This window comes from Solidesulfovibrio carbinoliphilus subsp. oakridgensis (genome assembly GCF_000177215.2).
Lineage (GTDB): Bacteria > Desulfobacterota > Desulfovibrionia > Desulfovibrionales > Desulfovibrionaceae > Solidesulfovibrio > Solidesulfovibrio carbinoliphilus.
Genome location: NZ_CM001368.1, coordinates 495145 through 516032, shown reverse-complemented (window position 1 = coordinate 516032; position 20888 = coordinate 495145). Strand labels below are relative to the sequence as shown.

Sequence of the window (20888 nt, the reverse complement as noted above, 5' to 3'; positions counted from 1 at the left end):
CCACTTCCACCCGCTCCATCATCGTAAACCTTTCAGGGGGTCCCGGGGGGCTGGAAAATCCCCCCCGGCCGCCGGAGGCATCTTCTCTCACCATGATATTCGACCTTATCATCGTCGGCGCGGGGCACGCGGGGTGCGAGGCGGCCATGGCCGCGGCGCGGCTCGGGCTTGGGACACTGCTTCTGACCCAAAACGTGGACCGCATCGGGCATTTGTCCTGCAATCCGGCCATCGGCGGCCTGGCCAAGGGGCACATGGTCCGGGAGATCGACGCCCTTGGCGGCATGATGGGCCTGTGGGCCGACGCGGCCGGCATCCAGTTCCGTACGCTGAACACCCGCAAGGGCCCGGCCGTGCGGGCCACCCGGGCCCAGATCGACCGCGACGCCTACCTGCGCGTGGTCCGGCGCGATATCTTCGCCCAGGAAGGGCTCCTCGTGCGCCAGGACACGGTGGAGGCGATTGTGGCCGAGGATGGCCGGGCCTCGGGGGTCAGGACCGGCTCGGGCGAGACGTTCGCGGCCCGGGCCGTACTGCTGACCACCGGCACCTTTCTCGGCGGGCTCATCCACATTGGCCTCACGCAACTGCGCGGCGGCCGGCTCGGCGATCCGCCGTCCGATGGCCTTTCCGCCAGCCTCCGCGAGCACGGGCTCATCCTTGGCCGGCTCAAGACCGGCACCACGCCGCGCTTGCTCGCCAAAAGCATCGACTTCGCCGCCACCACGCCCCAGCCCGGCGACCACCCGCCCCCGGCCTTCAGCTTCCATGGCCCGGGACCGGTCCTGCGGCAGGTCCCCTGCCACCTGACCTACACCAACGAGCGGACCCACGAGGCGATACGGGCCGGGTTCGACCGGTCGCCGCTTTTCACCGGCGTCATCGAGGGGACCGGGGCCCGGTACTGCCCGTCAGTGGAGGACAAGGTGGCCCGCTTTCCGGAGCGGGACCGCCACCACGTCTTTCTGGAACCCGAGGGCCTGGACAGCCCGGAGATCTACCCCAACGGCATCTCCACCAGCCTGCCTATCGAGGTGCAAAAGGCCCTCATTGCCACCATCCCGGGCCTGGAGCAGGCCCATATCGTGCGGCCGGGCTATGCCATCGAATACGACTACGCCGACCCGGTCCAGCTCCTGCCGACACTCGAAACCAAGGCCCTGCCCGGTCTTTTCCTGGCCGGCCAGATCAACGGCACCTCGGGCTACGAAGAAGCCGCGGCCCAGGGGCTGTGGGCGGCCCTCAACATTTTTTGCGCCAGGAAGGGCCGTCCGCCCTTTCTGCCCCGCCGCGACCAAGCCTACATGGCCGTCCTGGTCGACGACCTGGTGACCAAGGGCACGACCGAGCCCTACCGCATGTTCACCTCCCGGGCCGAACACCGGCTGCTCCTGCGCGAGGGCAACGCCGACGCCCGGCTGACGCCGCTTGGCCGGGAACTCGGCCTGGTCGGAGACCGGCAGTGGGAGCTTTATAGGCGCAAGGAGGAAAGCCTTGCCGCCGTGATCGAAGGCCTCTGCGGCCGCCGGGTCAGGCCCGACGACTGCGACGACGCGGCCTGGACGGCGCTTGGCGGCCGGCCGGAAGACCGGAGCCTGCGCCTGGACGAGCTCTTGCGCCGGCCCGAGGTGACGCTTCCCGACCTCGGCCGGTTCTGGCCGGAGCTGGCCGCACTTCCCCCGGAAGTGGCCGTCGAGGCCGAAACGCGGGTCAAATACGAGGGGTATCTCCGGCGCCAGGGCGAGCTGGCCGGGCGCATGGGGCGGCTCGAGGCCATGGTCCTGCCGCCGGACCTGGACTACGGGCTCGTGTCCGGGCTGTCGCGCGAGGTCGTGGAGAAACTCGGCCGGGTGGCCCCGCTGACCCTCGGCCAGGCCGGCCGCATCTCCGGGGTGACCCCGGCCGCCCTGGCATGCCTGGAAATCCACCTCAAAAAACGCGAGGGCTAGGAGCCGGGGCTTGTGCCCGCAATGATGTTCGCTTAAGAAACATTCATGGTTTTTTTCAGGGGCTTCGGCGAACTGCCGGCTTTTGTGAGCCTGTTCGATCCGGGCTGGTGGAACCGCATGCTCGATTCCACCACCTCGGGCCATGCTTCGCCCGAAGCCCTCATCCTGACCGCCGCCATCTTCGCCACCGCCGGGATCTGCATCGCGGGCGGCCTGTTCATCAAAATCCGCATCGGCCGCCAGGACGTTCCGCCGACGACCTGGATCGTCCGGCCGGGCGAAATCCGGGCCCTCCTCGACACGGCCCTGACCCAGCGAAGCAAAGTCCGGGTCAGCTTCGTGCGTGACGATCCCGGGACCCGGTCCACCGACGCCACCATCCTCTCGGCCGATCCGCGCCGGGGCATCGAACTCGAGATGACGGCCCTGGTCCGGGCCCATCCGTCCTGGGCCGGCAAGCTCGTGGCCTGCGACTTCCGCCTGCGCCTGGACCCGAAAAAGGACTACCACACCTACTATAATTTCGTGGCCCCGATCCTCACGGTGCAAAAGGCCGGCGACGAGTTCATCCGCATGGCCGTGGCCTGGCCGACGCGCCTCGAACTGGAGCAAAAACGCGGTTTCCTGCGGGTGGATCCGCCCCGGACCTTTGTCCTCGAACTCGAGCTGTGGCATGAAAGCACGATCAAAAACAGCCGCGGCCGCTTCGGGGAACCCGCCACCTGGGGACAGCCGCTCGTGCGTCTGGACCCCAGGCGGGAGGTCCCGGACGTGGAGGTGCGCAACATTTCCGGCGGCGGCCTGCGCCTGGAGATCCATGCCGATTCCATCCGGCGCGACCACGGACTCTTCGAGCCGGCCAGCCGGTTTCTCATGCGTCTGGTCCTGGCCGAACCCGAAGCCGACCAGCCCATGGAATTCCATCTGGCCCTTCGCCTGCAAAACGCCTACGGCGATCCGGGAAGCCTCGGGCAAAAGGCCTACGGCTTCCGGTTCCTGAGCTTCGGCGTACCCTCCGACGCCCCGGGCGACAGCCTGTCGTGGAAGACCGCCGCCTCCGGCGTGCCGGCCCTCGACGACTGGGCCTTCCGGCGGCATCTGGCCATCTACCGGTCCCGGGGGGAATGACGGCCGCAGCCCGGCGGTCCTTCTCCCGCCGGCCGGCCTCGGACCGGCGGCATGGCCGGTCGGCCCGGCGCGTCTCCGGGCCGCCGGGAAGAATCCGGCCCACCGTGGACGGACGGCAACGATTTTGATATCCGGGCCCCGTTTTTCGCGTTTCGTCAACGACATGAAACGCATTGTGGCCTATGGTGCGGACGACGGCGCGGCCCGGGACGGGCCCGTCAAGGAGGACGAGGTTGGACGACGATTCTGACAGTCGATTCTGGAATGTGCTGGGCAAATTTTTTGGCCAGAAAAGCGTTTCCATCGAGGACCTGATCCTGGAGGCCCGGGCGGACGGCAGCCTGATCCAGGAGGATGCCTCCATGCTGCTCAATATCCTGCGGCTGGAGAAAAAACAGGTCTTCGACATCATGATCCCCCGGCCCGATATCGTGTGCGCCGAGGCCGACGACGGCATTCCGGCCATCTGCGACCTGATAAAGGCCCACGGCCACTCCCGCATCCCCATCTACGAGGGCAACCGGGACAACATCCTCGGCGTGGTCTACGCCAAGGACCTGCTCGCCCATCTGGTCGGCGCCTGCGGCGAGTACCCGGACCCCCGGTCCATCATGCGGGCCCCGCTTTTCATTCCGGAAACCCTGAACCTCAAAAAGATGCTCCTGGAATTTCGCAGCCAGAAAAAGCACATGGCCGTGGCTCTGGACGAATACGGCGGCACCTCGGGGCTCGTCACCCTGGAGGACGTGCTCGAGGAGATCGTCGGCGAGATCGAGGACGAGCACGACCCGAGCAAGCCCGAGGAAATCCAGGAAACAAAGCCCGGCGTCTTTCTCGTCTCGGGCCGGTTTCCCCTGGAGGACCTGAACGCCTCCCTCGGCCTCGACCTGGAATCGGAACAGGTGGAAACCATCGGCGGCTTCCTGACCGAACTCGCCGGCCGGGTGCCGCGCCAGGGCGACGCCTTCACCCTGGCCGGCCGGCGCTTCACCATCCGGGAAGCCGACCGCCGCCAGATCCGCTGGATCGTCATCGAGCCGGCCGCGTAACAGGGCTTCGGCGTCCAGGGCCCCGGACGGCATGCCTTCCGCCCGGGCCGGCGCATCGCCACGCAACCTTCAGGCGTCCTCCAAAGAACCACCGTGACAACAGCATCCCTTCTGGCCGTGCTCGGGGCTTGGCTCGGCTTTGCCAACCCGGTCTACCGTCTGCCGCTCCTGGCCCTCCTTTTGCCCATGGGCCTGTTCCTGGCCGCCGCGCGCGCCCCCTCGGCCCGGGCCGCGGCCAAGGCCGGGTACTGGATCGGGGCCTTGGCCGCCGGCGGCAACCTCTATTGGACGGCCCTGCCGATCCACGACTACGGCAATCTGGCCTGGGGTCTGGCCCTGCCCGTGCCGATGCTCATGGGCCTGGTCCTCGGGCTCTACACCATGGCCCTGGCCCTGATGGCGCGGCTGGCCGCCCGCCGTTTTTCCCCGTGGCTCTTCGGCCCGTTTTGCGCCGTGGCCTGGGCCTCCATGGAGATGGCCCGGGGCGCGTTCCTGTCGGGATTTCCCTGGCTGACCCTGGCCGCCGCCTTCTCGCCCTGGCCGGCCGCCATCCAGGGCGCGGCCTTTGTCGGCGCCTACGGCCTGTCCGGGGTCCTGGCAGGACTGGCCGCCTGGCTGGTGGTGCCCGGGCCGCTCAGCCGGCCGGGCCTTGCCGCCCTGGTCCTCGGCGCGGCCCTCTTTTTCCTCGGCAACAGCCGGGCCGGCGAACCGGCCCCCAAGGACGCCGCCATCCACGCCACCATCATCCAGGGCAATGTGGACCAAAGCCGCAAGTGGGACCCGGCCGCCCAGCAGGAGACCGTGGAGAAGTACCTGGACATGGCCACCCAGGCCATCAAGGACGCGCCGACCGATCTCCTCGTGTGGCCCGAGACGAGCATGCCCTTTTATTACCAGGACGGCGGGCCCCTGGCCAAACATCTGGCCGATTTCGCGGCTGCGGCCAAGGTCCCGATCATTTTCGGGGCCCCGGCCTACGAGCGGACGCTCGGCGGCCACGCCCTTTTCAACCGGGCCTACCTGCTTTTGCCCTCGGGAACGGAATCCTCCTACGACAAGGAGCACCTGGTGCCCTTCGGCGAATACGTGCCCTTCGGGGAATACCTGCCGTTTATCCACAAGCTGGTGGAAGGGGTGGGCGACTTCAAGCCCGGGCGCTCCGAGGCGCCCCTGGCCGACGGCCGTCTTGCCCTGGGGCTCCTCATTTGTTATGAAGCCATCTTTCCGGAACTGGCGCAGCAGCGTGTGGAGGCCGGAGCCAACATCCTGGTCAACATCTCCAACGACTCCTGGTTCGGCGATTCCGCCGCCCCGCGCCAACACCTCGATCTGGCCCTGCTTCGGGCCGTGGAGCAGGGACGGGCCATCATCCGGGGCACCAACTCGGGCATTTCCGCCGTGATCGACCCCAGGGGACATATCATGGCCCAGGGCGGACTGTTCACCGCCCTGTCCCTTCCCTGTCCGGAGGTGCCCATCGTGTCGGAAACGACTTGGTTTCACCGCCACTACACCCTTGTCACCTGGGCCATGCCGGTCCTGTTTCTGGCCCTATGCCTGGCCTGCGCCCTGTTGCCCGACCGCCCGTCCGGCCCGGCCGGACGCGGCAAAATCCATTAAGCGAGCCCAACCATGTTGCAATATTCGGAACTGCGGACCCAGGGTACGGAACTTTCCAGCAAATTCGAAGAGTTCTGGAGGCGTCTTTGACCTCGACCAGAGCCGGCATCGCCTCGCCGAAATCGAGGCGGAACTGTCCAAGGAAGGCGCCTGGGACAATCCCGAACGCATGACCCCGATTCTCCGGGAAAAAAGCGTGCTGACGGCCAAAGTCACCGGCGGGGAGAAGCTGCTCGCCGCCAAGGCCGACCTTGACGAATGGATGAGCCTGGCCAAGGACGATAACAGCCCGGAAATCCTCGACGCCCTGGCCGAACAGATCGTTTCCCTTGGCAGCGAACTGGCCGACGCGGAGCTGGCCGCCTTTTTCGGCCCCGAGGACAACGCCGACGCCATCCTCGAAATCCACCCCGGCGCGGGCGGCACCGAGGCCCAGGACTGGGCCGAGATGCTCCTGCGGATGTACCGCCGCTGGGCCGAACGCAAGCAGTTCGGGATCAAGGTCCTGGACTTCCTGCCCGGCGACGAGGCGGGCGTCAAAAGCGTCACCTTGCAAATCTCCGGCCCCTACGCCTACGGACTGCTCGACGCGGAAAAAGGCATCCACCGCCTGATCCGCATCTCGCCGTTCGATTCCTCGGGACGCCGCCACACCTCCTTCGCCTCGGTGGATGTCTATCCCGACGCCGGCCTCGACATCGACATCGACGTCAAGGAGGAAGACCTGCGGGTGGACGTGTTCCGGGCGTCTGGCCCCGGCGGCCAGCACGTCAACAAGACCTCCTCGGCCATCCGCATCACCCACCTGCCGACGGGCATCGTGGTCCAGTGCCAGAACGAGAAGTCCCAGCACCGAAACCGCGAGTCGGCCATGAAGGTCTTGAAAGCCCGGCTCTACGACCTGGAACTCAAAAAGATCCAGGCCGAAAAGCAGGAAAACTACGATTCCAAAAACGCCATCGGCTTCGGTTCCCAGATAAGGACCTACACCATGCAGCCCTATCAACTGGTCAAGGACCATCGCACCGGCGTCGAAGTGGGAGACGTCGGAGCCGTGATGGACGGCGAACTCGACAAGTTCATCCGCGGCTACCTGCTCGCGGGCCGGCAATGAAGCCTGACGTCCCCCCCCTCATCGACGCGTCCCATGAGGAGATGCTGGCGGAGTTGGAGACGCTTCGTGGCATGCTGGCCGAGATGGAAAAGCCGGACTGCGCCACCGATGGCGACGGGGTGGTCATCATGCGCCTGTGTTCGGGCCTGAGCCTGGCCGGGTGGGAGGCGCTTTGCAACCACCAGGACCTGCGCGACTGGCTGGCCCTACCCCTGTCGGCCAATCCGCTGCCGTATCTCTCCCGCATCCAGGAGACGCTCAAGGAGCTGGTCTTTCTGTCCGAGCACGATCCTCTGACCAAGCTCTACAACCGGGGGGCCTTCGAGCGGATCCTGTCCGCCGAACTCATCCGGTCCTCCCGGGCCGGCCAATCCCTGGCCCTGGTCCTTTTCGACCTCGACGACTTCAAAGCCATAAACGACACCTACGGCCACCCCTGCGGCGACCGGGTCCTCGAAACCATCGGGGCCCTCCTTTTGGCCGAAAAGCGGACCTACGACACGGCGGCCCGGGTCGGAGGCGAGGAATTCGCGCTGATTTTGCCAAGTGTCGGCCTGGTCCGGGCCGCGATGGTCATCGAGCGGATCGTCGCCGCCGTCCGCTCGCTCAAGATCGTTTGCGACGGCGTGGACACGCCGCTTTGCATCACCATCTCCGCGGGTCTGGCCATCACCAAGGGCAAGATGGCCACCACCCTCGACAAGCTTTACGCCCTGGCCGACGGGGCCCTCTATGAGGCCAAATCCGGCGGCAAGGACCGCATCGTTGCCGCCCCCATCGCCGACCTGACCTCCCCGCCCGAGCGAACGCTCGTCCGCTCCGATGAAAAAAGATTTCTCTTCACAGGCTTAACCAAAGGATAAGGCGACGTATGTCCCACACCGTCAATCCCCGGGCCTCCCTGTCCATCGCCATCCTGAGCGGCAAGGGCGGCGTGGGGAAAACGAATCTGGCGCTGAACCTGAGCTACGCCCTCTACCGGGCCAGCCACCGCGTCCTGGTCATGGACTTCGACGTGGGCCTGGCCAATATCGACGTGCTCCTCGGCCTGTCTCCGGAAAAAAACCTGCAGGACCTCTTCCGGCCGGGCGTCATGGCCGAGGACGTCATGCTGGCCGTGGAACCCGACGGTTTCGACTTCCTGCCGGCAGCCAGCGGCGTGCCGGAACTCCTGGAAATGGACGACGACATGCGCGAAATCCTTTTCCAGAAGCTCAATACCGCTTTTGGCAACTACGACTACCTCATGCTCGACCTCGGGGCCGGCATCTCCCAGACCGTCCTGTCCGTGGCCGCCATGAGCCATCTGCGCGTGCTCGTGGTCACGCCGGAGCCCACGTCCCTGACCGACTCTTACGCCGTCATCAAGGTGCTCCACACCCAGTACGGCATCACGGACTTTCACATTCTGGTCAATCAGGTCGCAGGGCCGGACGACACCAAGGCCACCTTCGGCCGGCTGGCGGCCGCCTGCCAGCATTTCCTGGGATTTTCGCCCACGCTCCTTGGCGGGGTGCGGGCCGATCCGGCCCTGCCGGACGCCGTGCGCCGCCAGATTCCGCTCCTGCGCCACGCCCCGCGCAGTCCGGCCGCCCAGGACATCCTGGCCGGCGCCGTGAAACTCCACCGCATCCGGCAGCAACGCCAGGAAACGCTCCTGGAGATGCCGGTGCTCGGGAAAATTCCCCCGGTTCGCAAGTAACCCTTGACGGATGGGCGCTTTTTTCGGCAATGGTATGAAATAGATGGACGATTGCTTGCCCGCCGCCGCAGGCGGCTTCCGGCCAACCGTCAACACCGAGGACCCGCCATGAACAAAAGCGAACTCATCAAAACCCTGGCCGAAACCAAGGACCTGCATATCGACGAGGCGGCCGACATCGTCAACGCCTTTGTCGATTCCGTCAAACAGGCGCTTATCAACGAAGACCGGGTGGAAATCCGGGGATTCGGCAGCTTCAAGATCAAAGGCTACAAAGGCTACACCGGCCGCAACCCCAAGTCCGGGGACGTGGTCACCGTGGCTCCCAAAAAGCTGCCCTTTTTCCGCCCCGGCAAAGAACTCAAGGAATACCTTAACAAATAAGAACGCCTATGCGCACATCCTCCATCCTCTTCGGGGTCATGGCCGCGCTGGCCATGACCGTTTCCCAGGCTTTCGCCGCCGACCCGGCCCTGACCATCGTTTTCGCCGGCAACACCTACGGCTACTACGACCCCTGCCCGACCTGCGGGGCCCAGAAGCTCGGCGGGTTGGCCAAACGCTCCACCTATCTGAAGGCCCTGCGGCAGAATCCGGCCACCGCCGGCAAGATCCTGGCCGTGGCCGGCGCCTGGGAATTCCTGCCCGAAGTCTCGTCCGCGCCGCCGGAGCCCGAGAAAATGCCGGCCGTGGTCAAGGCCCACGAGGCCCTCGGCTACGACGTCATGGCCGTCACCCCGGACGAGGTGAAGCTCCTCGCCGACAAGAAGGCCGCCCCGCCCAAGGGCGCGGTGGTCCTCGACCAGGCCCCGACCGCCAAAATCGTCACCATCGGCGGCAAGGCCGTGGGACTGGTCTTTTTCCCCATGCCAAGAGACGTCAGCGCCCCGGTGCCGGACAAGCTCATGGACCAGACGGCCAGGGCCGCATCCGAACTGCGCGGCAAGGTCGCCCTGGTTGTCGGCATAAGCCCCTGGGGTGCCCTGGACGAGGAAACCTTTGTCAACACCCGCGGGGGCGCCGTGGACGTGCTGCTTGGCAGCGGCGGCGGCTCGGGCTTCTCCTCCCGGACCTCCAAAGACGGCAAGACACTGTGGACCCGGGCCTACATCAAGGGCAAGACCGTGAACCGTCTGGACCTGCTGGCCCTGCCCGGACAGCCCGGTTTCGCCTGGAAAGTGGGCGAGAACTTCGTCGCCAAGGTCGATCCCCTGGACGAGACCGTCACCCAGGACCCGGCCGTGGAGCAGCTCTTCTAGGCGCACTCCCCCACTGTCCCTGCCCCCAATGCCCAACCTTTCCTCCGAGGCTTTTCAAGGTGCAACAGACGTTTTCACGCGCCGTAACGGCCGCCCTCGCCTCCGCTTTCGTCCTGGCCCTGGCCGCCCTGCCGGCCCGGGCGGCCGAACCGCTTCTCACCGTCCTTTTTACCGGCAACACCTACGGCAACTTCGCGCCGTGCCCCTCCTGAGGCGGCAAGCTGATCGGCGGGTTGGCCCGGCGGGCCGCCTTCATCAAGACCCTTCGCGACGCCCCCTCCCTCAAGGACAAGGTGCTGCTCCTGTCCGGCCCCTTTGAAGTCCTGCCCGACGGGCCGGAACAAAAGCCCGATCCCAAACGCCTGCCCGCCCTCAGCCAGGCCATGACGCTGCTCGGCTACACCGCCGGGGCCCTGAACCCGGACGAGGCGGCCTATTTGAAAAAGGCCGACGCGCCGTTGCCGGCCGGCTTCACCGTCCTTGGCCAAAAGCCTGAGATCGCCATCGTCCAGGCCGGCGGCCTGCCCGTGGGCATCGTCTTTTTTCCGGTCTCGCCCGACCCCAAAACCGCCGTGCCGCCCGAACTGGCCACCGCCGTGGACGCGGCCGCCAAGAGCCTGCGGCCAAAGGTCAAACTGGTCCTCGGCATCAGCGGCTGGGGCATGGGCGACGAGCAGGCCTTCCTCGACAGCCACCCCGACGCCCTGGACCTGCTCCTTGGCAGCGGCCCCAACGCCGGCACCGCCGGCCGCACCTCGGCCAGCGGCAAGACGCTGTGGTCCCGGGCCTACATCAAAGGCAAGACCCTAAACCGCCTCGACATCCTGACCCTGCCCGGCACGCCCGGCTTCGTCTGGAAATCCGGAACCGACTTCATCGCCGACGTCGTCAGCCTCGACGACCAGTACCCCGCCGACCCGGCCATCCAGCAGATGTTCCAGTAGAGAGGGGAAGAGGCCTCCGGCGGCCGGGGGGGATCATCCCCCCCGGACCCCCTGGGCGGGGATTCTGGGTAATCGGGTGTGGGTGTGGTCGTGGGCGGATGTGCGTCGGTGTGGCCCGTCGCCCCGAAGACGGGGCGGGTTTAGCGGCCGACAGTCCGCCCGACTTCGCCGTCCCTTCCACTCGTCCATCACCGTTGGGGAGGGTCCGGGAGGGGATCATCCCCTCCCGGCCGCCGGAGGCATCCTCCCTGACTTTCTCCCCGTCACCCTCCTCTGGCGCGTGGCGCTTGCCGGGCGGCGAAAAACATTCTAGGAAATGGCGGGGTTTATTCTTCCAAGGAGGTCCGTATGGAGTTTCGGGGCGCAATCACCGCACTAGTGACGCCATTTCGAAACGGCGAGGTGGATGAAGAGGCGTACCGCGCCTTTATCGAATGGCAGATCGAGCAGGGCATCCATGGCCTTGTTCCCTGCGGCACGACGGGCGAATCCGCCACGCTTTCCCACGACGAGCACAAACGGGTGATCCGGATCTGCGTGGACCAGGTCAAGGGCCGCGTGCCGGTCCTGGCCGGGGCCGGGTCCAACAATACCCGCGAGGCCATAGAGCTGACCCAGGACGCCAAGGACGCCAAGGCCGACGGTGCGCTTCTGATCACGCCCTACTATAACAAACCCACCCAGGCCGGGCTGGTGGCCCATTTCAAGGCCATCGGCGAGCGGGTGGACATGCCCTTTATCGTTTACAACGTGCCGGGCCGCACGGCCGTCAACCTCCTGCCCGAGACGCTGGCCATCCTCAAGAAGGAGATCCGGCAGGTGGTCGGGGTCAAGGAGGCGACCGGCGACCTCAACCAGGTGTCCCGGGTGCTGGAATTTTGCGGCGAGGACTTCATGGTCCTTTCCGGCGACGATTTCACGGCCCTGCCGACCATGGCCATCGGCGGCCGGGGCGTCATTTCCGTGGTCTCGAACTTTATGCCGCACCAGATGTCGGCCATGTGCGAGGCCGTGGCCGCGGGCGACCTGACCAAAGCCAAGGCGCTCCACTACGCCATGAGCCCGCTTTTCCGGGCGGCCTTTCTCGAAACCAACCCGGTGCCCGCGAAAATGGCCCTGGATTTGATGGGCCGGTTCCCGTTCGAAACGCGCCTGCCCATGGTGCCCTTGCAGCCCCAGAACCTGGAGAAGCTGAAGGCCGCCCTCACCGAGGCCAAACTGGTCTGAACCGGCCGAACCTCAAGCCACGCCTGACGGGCCTTCCGGTGGGGAGGCCCGTTTTCCGTTTGTATCACCATGCTCGAAACACCCTTTCGCATCACCCTGGAACATGCCTCGGTCACGCTCGGTGGCAAGCCGGCCCTGTCCGATATTTCCGTCACCATTGCCCAGGGCGAGACCTGGCTTGTGCTCGGGAGCAACGGCTCGGGCAAATCCACGCTCCTGCGCCTGTTGCGCGGCGACATCTGGCCCGACGACGACGGCCGGGGCGCCCGGCTCTACCAGTCCGGCGACGGGCCGGGCCGGGCCTCGCCCATAGGGCTTCGGCCCCGGTTCGGCATGGTCTCGCCCGAGGTCCAGCGGGCCACCAAACGCCTGTGCGGCCACCTGCCGGCCCGGACGGTCATCCTGGCCGGCCCCCGCGACGCGGTCTACGTCCAGGGCCGGCCGTCCAAGGCCGAACTGGCCATGCTGGACACGGTCCTCGACCGGCTCGGCATCGCCCATCTGGCCGACACCAAGGTCGAAGCCCTGTCCAACGGCCAGATCCGGGCCGTGCTTCTGGCCCGGGCCCTGGCCGGCAAGCCGCTTTTCCTTTTCCTCGACGAGTTCCTGGACGGCCTGGACGACGCGGCCCGGGCCACGGCCGACCGGGCCGTGGCCGAGGCGTCCGGGTTCGGCGCGGCCGTGCTCGTCACCAGCCACCTGGGCGCACCCCTGCCCCCCGGGCCGGCCAAGGGCCTGACCCTGGCCGGCGGCCGGATCGTGGACACCGGCCCGGCCGCGTCGGTGCTGGCCCGCTACCGGGAGGCCACGGCCTCCGGGCCGGCCGTGGGGAGCGCCGTCCCGGCCCCGCGTCCGACCGAGGCCTGGCCGGACGCGCCCGATCCGCAGGGACCGCCGCTGGTGGTGCTGGAGCATGCCTCGGTCTTCCTGGAGCGGCGCGAGATCCTGCGCGACATCAACCTGACCGTACCCCCGGGCGGCCACCTGGCCATCCTCGGGGCCAACGGCGCGGGGAAGTCGACGCTGTTAAAACTTGTGGCCGGGGAGCACCATCCGGCCCTGGGCGGGCGGGCCGTGCGGCCGGGGCTGGCCGCGCCCGAGGGGCTGACGGATCTGCGCGACATCCGGCGGCGCATCGGCATGGTGTCGTTCGAGCTGGAAGCGGACTACGACAAGGAGCTGCCGGCCCTGGAGCTGGTCCTGTCCGGGATCGCGGCCACGGTGGGACTCTATGCCGAGCCGTCCGCCCGCGATGTGGCCAAGGCCCGGCGGTGGCTGGAATTTTTCGGCGTGGCCGATCTGGCCGGACGCCGGTTGGGCCAGCTTTCGGCCGGCCAGACCCGGCGCCTCTTCCTGGCCCGGGCCATGGTCGGCCAGCCCCGGCTCTTGCTGCTGGACGAACCGTTTTCCGGGCTCGATGCGGCCTCGCGGCGCCTGGCCATGGCGGCGGTCTCGGCCGCGGCCCGCTCGGGCGTCACGGTCCTGACCGTCGTCCATCGCCGAGGGGACGTCATCCCGGAAATCCAGACCGTGCTGCGGCTCGTGCGGGGCCGCCTCGAACCGGAGCCCCCGGCCTGACCGCTACTCCCCGACCGGCGTCTGGGCCGCGCCGACCACGATGATGTTCCCGGCGATCTTGGAGTTGGGGACGATGATGGTGTCGCCGGTGTCGGAACGGATGATGGTGCTGAAGACGTCGATGGAGGCCACGACACCCGTGGCCCCGGCCACGCCGGGCAGACTGACCCGGTCGCCCACGCGGAAAAACCGGAAGAGGAGCAGCATGATGCCCGAGGCGAAGTTGGCCAGCGTGTCCTTGAGGGCCAGACTGACCGCGAGGCCCGCCGCGCCGAAAAGGGCCAGAAGGGACGTGATGTTGAGCCCGAGCTGCCCCAGGCAGGCGATGAGCACCACGAGGTAAAGACTGTAGCGGGTAAGGCTGCCAGCAAAGGACACGACCTCCTGAGGCACGCCCCGGCCAAGGAGCACCCGGGCCAGAAGCCTGCCCACCCGGCTGGCCAGCCACAGGCCCACGACGAACATCACGGCGGCCGACAGGAGCCGGCTTCCCAGATCGAGGGCCCAGGGAAGGATCTGGTCCGCGAAAAATGCCTTTCCCCCGAGGGCGATCCGGGTGCGCTCTCCAACTTTTTCCACGGCCACGGACGGGACCGGCGACAGCGGCGCGGTCTCCCGCACGGCCGCCGTTTCAGCAGCCTTGGCGTCGGCCGCAGTCGCCACGGGCGGTGCTGGCGGCGTTTCGGCCGGGGGTGGGGTTGTCCCACGGGTTGGCGGGATGGTTTCGGGGGGCGAAGCGGTCCGGGCCGGCGCGTCGGGCAGGTCGTGCCCGACCGGCTCCGTGGCTTGCGGGGCCTTTTGCGGCCGCAGTTCCAGGCCGCCCGGGGCCGGGGCGGCGGAAACGGCGGGGGGCGCCGGCTCCGGGGCGGCGCGGCCGGCGGCCGGAATGACGATTTCCTTGCCGAGCTGCAACCGGGCCGGATCGAGGCCCGGGTTGGCCTTGAGGATGGCCGCCGCCGGCACGCCGTAACGTTGGGCCAGAAGGCTCAGGGTGTCGCCGGCCTTGATGGCGTGCCTGGCCGGTCCGGCCGCCAGCACCAGGACCGGCGCGGGCTGGCCGGTCCGGGAAAAGCAGGGGCCGGCGTCGGTCGCCAGGACGCACAGGGCCAGCACCACCGACAGCCCGAAAATTTTCGCCGCATCACCCATCATCGTCAACCTCCCTGATTCCATACCGGTCTCTTTTTCGGGCACCCGCCGACCGGCCACGGCCGTGGACCGCCACAGGCGGCGCGGGCGTCGGCGTCGAAGCCATGCAACAGAGGGCCTCGTTTTCCCGGCCATAGGGCCGGCACGGCGTTTCGGGGCCGTTCCCGTTTCCTACTGAAAAACGAACTCCGTGAAAAAGATGTTTTTCACCTTGCCCGCACCGGCGTACTTGGAAAAAAGCTCGGTCAGGTCACGGCGCAAGATCATTTTACCGGGATTGCCGAGCAGATCCTCGGCCATTTTCGAGGAGAGGAAAAAGACCAGATCCTCCTTGGCGTCGGGCAGGGTGAGCCGTTCGGCCTCCTCGTTGGTCTCGCACTGGACCTGCATGGACAGGCGCAGGAACCTGAATCCCCGGTTGCTCAGCACATTGACGGTCACCGGCCCGAGGTCGATGACGCCGTCCACGGCCTTGCCCGCCTCCTTTTTGTCGCCCTTTTTCTCGCTCTTCTTGGAATCCCCGCCGTGCCCGCCTTCGGAAGAGGCGTCGAGCCGGCCGGTTGCCGGCGGCACCAGCAGAAAGGCGAGCAGGAGCAGGCCGATTTTGAGAAGATGGTGCATGGCGAATATTCCTCTCGTCCCCAAATCCGAGGTCCCGGGGCCAGGATTCGGGGCTCGGGGTTCGGGCGGCGGGAAGCGGGGCAAAAGAGCCGGGCCGCCCCGCCGCCTTGGAACCGTTGCCGCCGGGGCCGGGCCTTAGCCCCGGGCCTTGGCCTGCCGGCGGCGGGCGGTCAGGATCGGTTCGGTGTAGCCGTTTGGCTGGGTGCGGCCCTCGAAAATGAGGTCGCAGGCCGCGGCAAAGGCGACGCTGGCCTCGAAATCCGTGGCCATGGGCCGGTAGGCCGCGTCCAGGGCATTTTGGCGGTCGACCACGGCGGCCATGCGGCCGAGCACTTCGCGGACCTGCCCCTCGGTGCAGAGGCCGTGGCGCAGCCAGTTGGCGATGTGCTGGCTCGAGATGCGCAGCGTGGCCCGGTCCTCCATGAGCCCGACGTCGTCCAGGTCCGGCACCTTGGAGCAGCCGATGCCCTGGTCCACCCAACGCGACACGTAGCCGAGGATGCTCTGGACATTGGTTTCGAGCTCATGGGCCACGGCTGCGGCCGTGGGGCGCGCCTCGCCGAGGAGCGGCGGAACGAGCAGGGTTTCGCGGTCGTGCCGGACCGTGACGGCAAGTTCCCGCTGGCGCTCGAAGACGTCCACGGCGTGGTAGTGCATGGCGTGGAGGGTGGCGGCCGTCGGCGACGGCACCCAGGCGCAGTTGGCCCCGGCGCGCGGGTGGCCGATCTTCTCCGCCACCATCTCGGCCATGCGGTCGGGTTTGGCCCACATGCCCTTGCCGATCTGCGCCCGGCCGGAAAAGCCGCAGGCCAGGCCCACATCCACGTTCCGATCCTCGTAGGTCGTCATCCAGGGCTCGCGCCGCATGTCGTTTTTCCCGACCACGGGCCCGGCCTCCATGACGGTGTGGATCTCGTCGCCCGTGCGGTCGAGAAAGCCGGTATTGATGAAAATGATCCGGTCCCTGGCCGCGCGCACGCACTCCTTAAGATTGAGCGACGTGCGCCGTTCCTCGTCCATGACCCCGATCTTCATCGTGTGGCGGGAAAGGCCCAGGGCGTCCTCCACCCGGTCGAAAAGCTCGCAGGCGAAGGCCACTTCCTCGGGTCCGTGCATTTTTGGCTTGACGATGTAGATGGCCCCGGCCCGGCTGTTGCGAAGGGGCCCCTTGCCCCGCAGGTCGTGGAGGCCGACCAGCCCCGTGACCATGGCGTCGAACATGCCTTCCGGGATCTCCTCGCCCGAGGCGTCGAGGACCGCGTCCGTGGTCATGAGATGCCCGACGTTTCGCACCAGAAGCAGGCTTCGGCCGGGGAGCGTCAGCGCCGAGCCGTCCGGGGTGGTGAAGGTCCGGTCCGGGGCCGGACCCCGATCGACCGTACGCCCCGCCTTCTCGAACCGGGCGGTCAGATCGCCCCGGAAAAGGCCGAGCAGGTTGCGGTAGGCGGCCGCCTTGTCCGGGCCGTCGACCACGGCCACGGAATCCTCGCAGTCGAGGATGGTGGTCAGGGCCGCTTCCAGGACCACGTCCTTCATGCCGCATGGACTGGCCGCGCCCACCGGATGGGCCCGGTCGAAAAGGAGCTCCACGTGGAGGCCATTGTTGCGAAGGAGCACGGCCTTGGGCGTTTGCCTGCCGCCGACAAAGCCGACGAACTGGTCCGGCCGGGCCAGGGCCGTGGCCTGGCCGTCGGCCAGGCTGACGGTGAGGCCCGCGTCTGTGACGGCGTAGCCGGCCGCGTCGGCGTGGCTGCCCGCGGCCAGGGGGACGGCCATGTCCAGGAAGGCGGCGCCGTAGGCCACGACGGCCGCGCCGCGCACCGGGTTGTAGCCCGGTCCCTTGGCCGCGCCGCCGGTCTCCGGGATGACATCCGTGCCGTAGAGGGCATCGTAGAGGCTGCCCCACCGGGCGTTGGCGGCATTGACGGCAAAGCGGGCGTTGGTGGCCGGCACCACGAGCTGGGGGCCGGACACGAGCGCGATTTCCGGGTCCACGCCCACGGTTTCGATGGCGAAGTCCGGGCCTTCGGGCAGCAGATAGCCGAGGCCGACCAGGAAGCACTTGTAGGCCTCGGCCTCGTGGGGCTGTCCCCTGCGCTCGTTGTGCCAGACGTCGATGGCGGCTTGATAGGCGTCGCGCTTGGCCAAGAGTTCGCGGTTCCGGGGACCGAGGTCGGCCACGATGGCGGCCAGCGAGGCGAAGAACGCCTCGGCCGCAAGGCTTGTGTCGGGCAGGATTTCGTTGACGATGACGTCGTGGAGGGTCTTTTCCACGGAAAGGCCGGCGACAACGACACGCTTGGGCATGGCGGCACTCCTTGCAGAACTGGCTCGGCGCCCGATGGGGCGGAATTGTCGGGAGTGTACGGAATTTGGGGAGAAGCGGAAAGGGGAAAGGGCAACGGGCGGACGCAGGCGGCCGTCCGTTGCCCCCAAACGCGGCGCAAGCCAACTATTTGAGGACGATCTCCTCCAAACTCTTGCGCTTTCTGGGGTAGACCGTCGGCTCGTCCGGGGTGCCGACGGCCAGGATGTTGACGATGCGCCAGCCGGCCGGAATACCGAAGCGGGCCTTGATGTTGGCCTCGTCGAACATGCCGACCCAGCAGGCGCCAAGGCCCATTTCCACGGCCCGCAGCATCAGAAACGCTTCCGCCAGGGCCACGTTCATGGCGCAGGCCCCGAATTTGGCCTGCTCGACCGCAGCCGCCTCCCGGGCCACGTAGGCGTCGATGCCGTCCATGGGCTCGCCCGTTATGATGTCGTTGTCGCGGTAGAAAAAGGCGGCCGCCTGGGAATCCTTCACGTAATGCTCGAGGTCGGCGCAGCAGAGGAAGATCGCGGCCGCGCCGGACAGCCAGCTTTGCTTGCGGGAGGCTTCGCTCGTGCCGAACCAGGCGATATCGGCCGCGTCGGTGACGACCCGAAACCGCCAGGGCTGGCTGTTGAGGCTCGACGGCGCGTTTCTCGCGGCTTCGAGCAATTCGGTGATCTGCCCCTCGGTCAACGGTTTCCTGGCAAAGGCGCGCACGCTGTGGCGCGCGGCAATGGCTTCTTTCACGCCCATGGACATGGTGTGCCTCTCCTGTGGTTTCGTGGGTGACGCGCCGGACGGGCTGTCCGTCGCCAAAAACCTTCTTCTCTCCGGCCCGGCCGGGGCACAAGGCCGATCCTCCCGGAGGCCTGCCTCTTCCCGCTCCGGGAGGAGCCGGCTTTCGCGCCGCGGGGCTACTGCCCCGTTTCGGCGGCCGGCGCGGCAAAGACCACCAGGTATTCCTGGTTGCCCTTGGGTCCCTTGACCTTGGACGGCACCACGCCGGCAAGCGTCAATCCCAGCGCCTCCCGGGCGAAGTCCGTGACCCTGTCCACGGCCTCCTGGCGCCAGGCCTCCTCGCGGACCACCCCGCCGTGCCCCACCTTTTCCGGCGGCAGCTCGAACTGGGGCTTCACCAGCGCCACCACCCGGCCGCCGGGACGCAGGAACTGCAGGCAGGCCGGCAGGACCTTGGTCAGGGAAATAAACGAAACATCGGCCACCACAAGGTCCACGGGTTCAGGGAGGAGGTCGGCCGGGGCGTGGCGCAGGTTGCAGTTTTCCATGGACACCACCCGGGGATCGGCCCGGAGCTTCTCGTGGAGCTGGGCCGTGCCCACGTCCACGGCGTAGACCTTGACCGCCCCGTGCTGGAGCAGGCAGTCCGTGAAGCCGCCGGTCGAGGCGCCGGCGTCCAGGGCCGTCACGCCCGAAACGTCGAGGCCGAAGGCGTCCAACGCCGTGGCCAGCTTGCCGCCGCCCCGGCTGACGTAGGGGTCGGTCGCGGCCAGGGAAAAGGCCGCGTCGGCCGGAAACATCCGGCCGGGCTTGTCCACGGCCGCGAGCTTCCCCTTCTGCTCCACCCGGACCAGGCCGGCCATGACCAGCCGCAGGGCCGCTTCCTGGGATTCGGCCAGCCCTTGCTCGAAGACCAGGCGGTCCGCCCGAAATTTTTCCTTGGCCATCCTCTTCCTTCCCCACTCCACCAGACGCGTTTCGCGTCCGACTACTCCCCCAAAAGACGCACTCCGCGTCCCATCGCCCGTCCCTCCCCATCGGGGGGGGCCGGGGGGAATCATTCCCCCCGGCCGCCGGAGGCATCTTCCTTTCTTTATCCTCTTTCCTCGTCGCGCCGGCCGAGGATGCGGCGCAGGGTGTCCTTGGAGATGCCGAGTTCGCGGCAGGCGGCGTTGCGGTTGCCGCCGCACCGCGCGACCGCCTCGCGGGCGGCGAGGAAGCGGATCTCGGCCATGGTGCGGCCGTTTTTGAACGGACAGGCCGGGGCCGGGCCGCGCAGGTGCTCGGGCAGGTGGCACAGCTCGATGGTACGGCCGGGACTGAGGATGGCCGCGTATTCGAGGATGTTTTCGAGTTCCCGGATGTTGCCGGGATAGTCGTGGGCCAGCAGGCGCTCCATGGCCTCGGGGCTTATGGCCTCGATGCGCTTGGTGACAGCCATGCGGCAGCGGCCAAGGACCCGGTCGACCAGGAGCGGCACGTCGCCCGGCCGCTCGCGCAGCGGCGGGATGCGGATGACCACCACGCTCAGGCGATAAAAGAGGTCCTGGCGAAAGGCCCCGTCGGCGACCATTTTGCCGAGATCCCGGTTGGTGGCGGCAATGACCCGCACGTCGGCCGGCAAGGTGGCCACGCCGCCAAGCGGCTCGTAGGCCCGTTCCTGGAGGGCGCGCAGGATCTTGGCCTGCATGGCGTAGGGCAGGTCGCCGATCTCGTCGAGCAAAAGCGTCCCGGCCTCGGCCAGGGCGAAGCGGCCGGGCTTGTCTTTCCGGGCGTCGGTGAAGGCCCCGGACTTGTAGCCGAAAAGCTCCGACTCCATGAGCTGTTCGGGCAGGGCCCCGCAGTTGACGGCCACGAACGGCCCGGAACTGCGCTCGGACAGCTTGTGGATGGCCCGGGCAAAGACCTCCTTGCCGGTGCCGGACTCGCCAAGGAGCAGGACCGTGGAGTCGCTCTGGGCGATCTGGGGCAGCATGCGGACGATTTCGGAGAGTTGCGGGTCGCGGGTGCCGAAGTCGTCCAGCGGCTGGAGCCCGGCCAGCCGGCTGACGAACCCCCCGCCCGACAGGTCGCGAAAGACCTGCACCCCGCCGATGACCGCCCCGCCCATGGCCCAGATGGGCGCGGCGCTGATGGTGACCGGCACGTCCGGGCAGCCTTGGCGCTTGAGCGTCACGATCCGGTTGGCGATGGGCCTGGCCTCTTCCATGCTCTGGCGCAGCACGCAGACCGACCGGCAGTTGGACACGCCGAAGACCTCGCGGCAGGTCCGGCCGATGGCCTCGGCCGGGTCGATGCGGGCGATCTCGCCGGCGGCCAGGTTGCAGTAGCGGACGAGGAAGTCCCGATCCACGGCAAAAACGGCGTCGGCCACGTTTTCCAGGGCAAAGGCGCTGGCGTCGTCCCCGGGAAAAGGGCCAAGGGGCCGCTTCACGGCCGGCTCCGGCCAAAAAGGGATGTCGGGCGCAGGCGGCTCATGGCGCCAGTGTGCGCCCC

At 67.8% G+C, this 20888-nt stretch carries 18 protein-coding genes; 12 read left to right on the top strand and 6 right to left on the bottom strand.

The features are described 5' to 3' along the window. The first annotated feature begins 92 nt into the window (after positions 1 to 92). The 12 genes from mnmG to DFW101_RS02170 all read left to right on the top strand — a co-directional run bounded on the left by mnmG (position 93) and on the right by DFW101_RS02170 (position 13570). A complete protein-coding gene (gene mnmG, locus DFW101_RS02225; protein WP_009179907.1) occupies positions 93 to 1949 on the top strand; it encodes a tRNA uridine-5-carboxymethylaminomethyl(34) synthesis enzyme MnmG in 1857 nt (618 codons plus the stop codon). Positions 1950 to 1994: 45 nt separating this feature from the next. Further along, a complete protein-coding gene (locus tag DFW101_RS02220) occupies positions 1995 to 3077 on the top strand; it encodes a PilZ domain-containing protein (protein ID WP_009179906.1) in 1083 nt (360 codons plus the stop codon). Positions 3078 to 3310: 233 nt separating this feature from the next. Further along, positions 3311 to 4126 (top strand): hemolysin family protein, encoded by an 816-nt coding sequence (locus tag DFW101_RS02215; RefSeq protein ID WP_009179905.1) that lies wholly within the window; start codon positions 3311 to 3313, stop codon positions 4124 to 4126. Between the two features lie 93 nt (positions 4127 to 4219). Next, a complete protein-coding gene (lnt, locus tag DFW101_RS02210) occupies positions 4220 to 5746 on the top strand; it encodes an apolipoprotein N-acyltransferase (RefSeq protein ID WP_043642625.1) in 1527 nt (508 codons plus the stop codon). Positions 5747 to 5758: 12 nt separating this feature from the next. Further along, positions 5759 to 6860, top strand: a protein-coding gene (gene prfB / locus DFW101_RS02205; RefSeq protein ID WP_009179903.1) for a peptide chain release factor 2 whose coding sequence is annotated in 2 segments (ribosomal slippage) — positions 5759 to 5833 and positions 5835 to 6860 — 1101 coding nt in all. Because the reading frame shifts where the segments join, the coding sequence is not laid out codon by codon here. Next, a complete protein-coding gene (locus tag DFW101_RS02200) occupies positions 6857 to 7723 on the top strand; it encodes a GGDEF domain-containing protein (protein ID WP_009179902.1) in 867 nt (288 codons plus the stop codon). Before prfB ends, DFW101_RS02200 begins: the two co-directional genes overlap by 4 nt. Positions 7724 to 7731: 8 nt before the next feature. Next, positions 7732 to 8562: a MinD/ParA family protein gene (locus tag DFW101_RS02195; protein ID WP_009179901.1), complete on the top strand. Its 831-nt coding sequence runs from the start codon at positions 7732 to 7734 to the stop codon at positions 8560 to 8562. Between the two features lie 108 nt (positions 8563 to 8670). Then, positions 8671 to 8946 (top strand): HU family DNA-binding protein, encoded by a 276-nt coding sequence (locus tag DFW101_RS02190; RefSeq protein ID WP_005993416.1) that lies wholly within the window; start codon positions 8671 to 8673, stop codon positions 8944 to 8946. Positions 8947 to 8954: 8 nt separating this feature from the next. Next, positions 8955 to 9821 carry a UshA-like (seleno)protein family 2 gene (locus tag DFW101_RS02185; RefSeq protein WP_009179900.1) on the top strand — a complete coding sequence of 289 codons (867 nt, stop codon included), beginning with the start codon at positions 8955 to 8957 and terminating at the stop codon, positions 9819 to 9821. Positions 9822 to 9880: 59 nt separating this feature from the next. Next, on the top strand, positions 9881 to 10765 hold the full coding sequence (locus DFW101_RS02180) for a UshA-like (seleno)protein family 2 (protein ID WP_473243941.1): 885 nt from the start codon (positions 9881 to 9883) through the stop codon (positions 10763 to 10765). 348 nt (positions 10766 to 11113) lie between these two features. Beyond that, positions 11114 to 11992: a 4-hydroxy-tetrahydrodipicolinate synthase gene (dapA, locus tag DFW101_RS02175; RefSeq protein ID WP_009179897.1), complete on the top strand. Its 879-nt coding sequence runs from the start codon at positions 11114 to 11116 to the stop codon at positions 11990 to 11992. A 69-nt stretch (positions 11993 to 12061) separates the two neighbouring features. Continuing rightward, positions 12062 to 13570, top strand: coding sequence for an ATP-binding cassette domain-containing protein (locus tag DFW101_RS02170; protein WP_009179896.1), 1509 nt, complete (start codon positions 12062 to 12064; stop codon positions 13568 to 13570). Positions 13571 to 13573: 3 nt separating this feature from the next. On the opposite strand, the gene DFW101_RS02165 is transcribed toward DFW101_RS02170, so the two are convergent. The 6 genes from DFW101_RS02165 to DFW101_RS02140 form a co-directional block, all read right to left on the bottom strand. Continuing rightward, the gene (locus DFW101_RS02165) at positions 13574 to 14722 is read right to left on the bottom strand and encodes a mechanosensitive ion channel domain-containing protein (RefSeq protein WP_009179895.1); all 1149 of its coding nucleotides are present in this window, start codon (positions 14720 to 14722) and stop codon (positions 13574 to 13576) included. 168 nt (positions 14723 to 14890) lie between these two features. Continuing rightward, positions 14891 to 15340: a flagellar basal body-associated FliL family protein gene (locus DFW101_RS02160; protein ID WP_009108771.1), complete on the bottom strand. Its 450-nt coding sequence runs from the start codon at positions 15338 to 15340 to the stop codon at positions 14891 to 14893. 135 nt (positions 15341 to 15475) lie between these two features. After that, positions 15476 to 17647 (bottom strand): malate synthase G, encoded by a 2172-nt coding sequence (locus tag DFW101_RS02155; protein ID WP_009179894.1) that lies wholly within the window; start codon positions 17645 to 17647, stop codon positions 15476 to 15478. A gap of 145 nt (positions 17648 to 17792) precedes the next feature. Further along, the gene (locus DFW101_RS02150) at positions 17793 to 18413 is read right to left on the bottom strand and encodes a nitroreductase family protein (protein WP_009179893.1); all 621 of its coding nucleotides are present in this window, start codon (positions 18411 to 18413) and stop codon (positions 17793 to 17795) included. 155 nt (positions 18414 to 18568) lie between these two features. Beyond that, on the bottom strand, positions 18569 to 19339 hold the full coding sequence (locus tag DFW101_RS02145; RefSeq protein WP_009179892.1) for a TlyA family RNA methyltransferase: 771 nt from the start codon (positions 19337 to 19339) through the stop codon (positions 18569 to 18571). Positions 19340 to 19485: 146 nt separating this feature from the next. Further along, a complete protein-coding gene (locus DFW101_RS02140) occupies positions 19486 to 20826 on the bottom strand; it encodes a sigma-54 interaction domain-containing protein (RefSeq protein WP_009179891.1) in 1341 nt (446 codons plus the stop codon). Positions 20827 to 20888 lie beyond the last annotated feature (62 nt).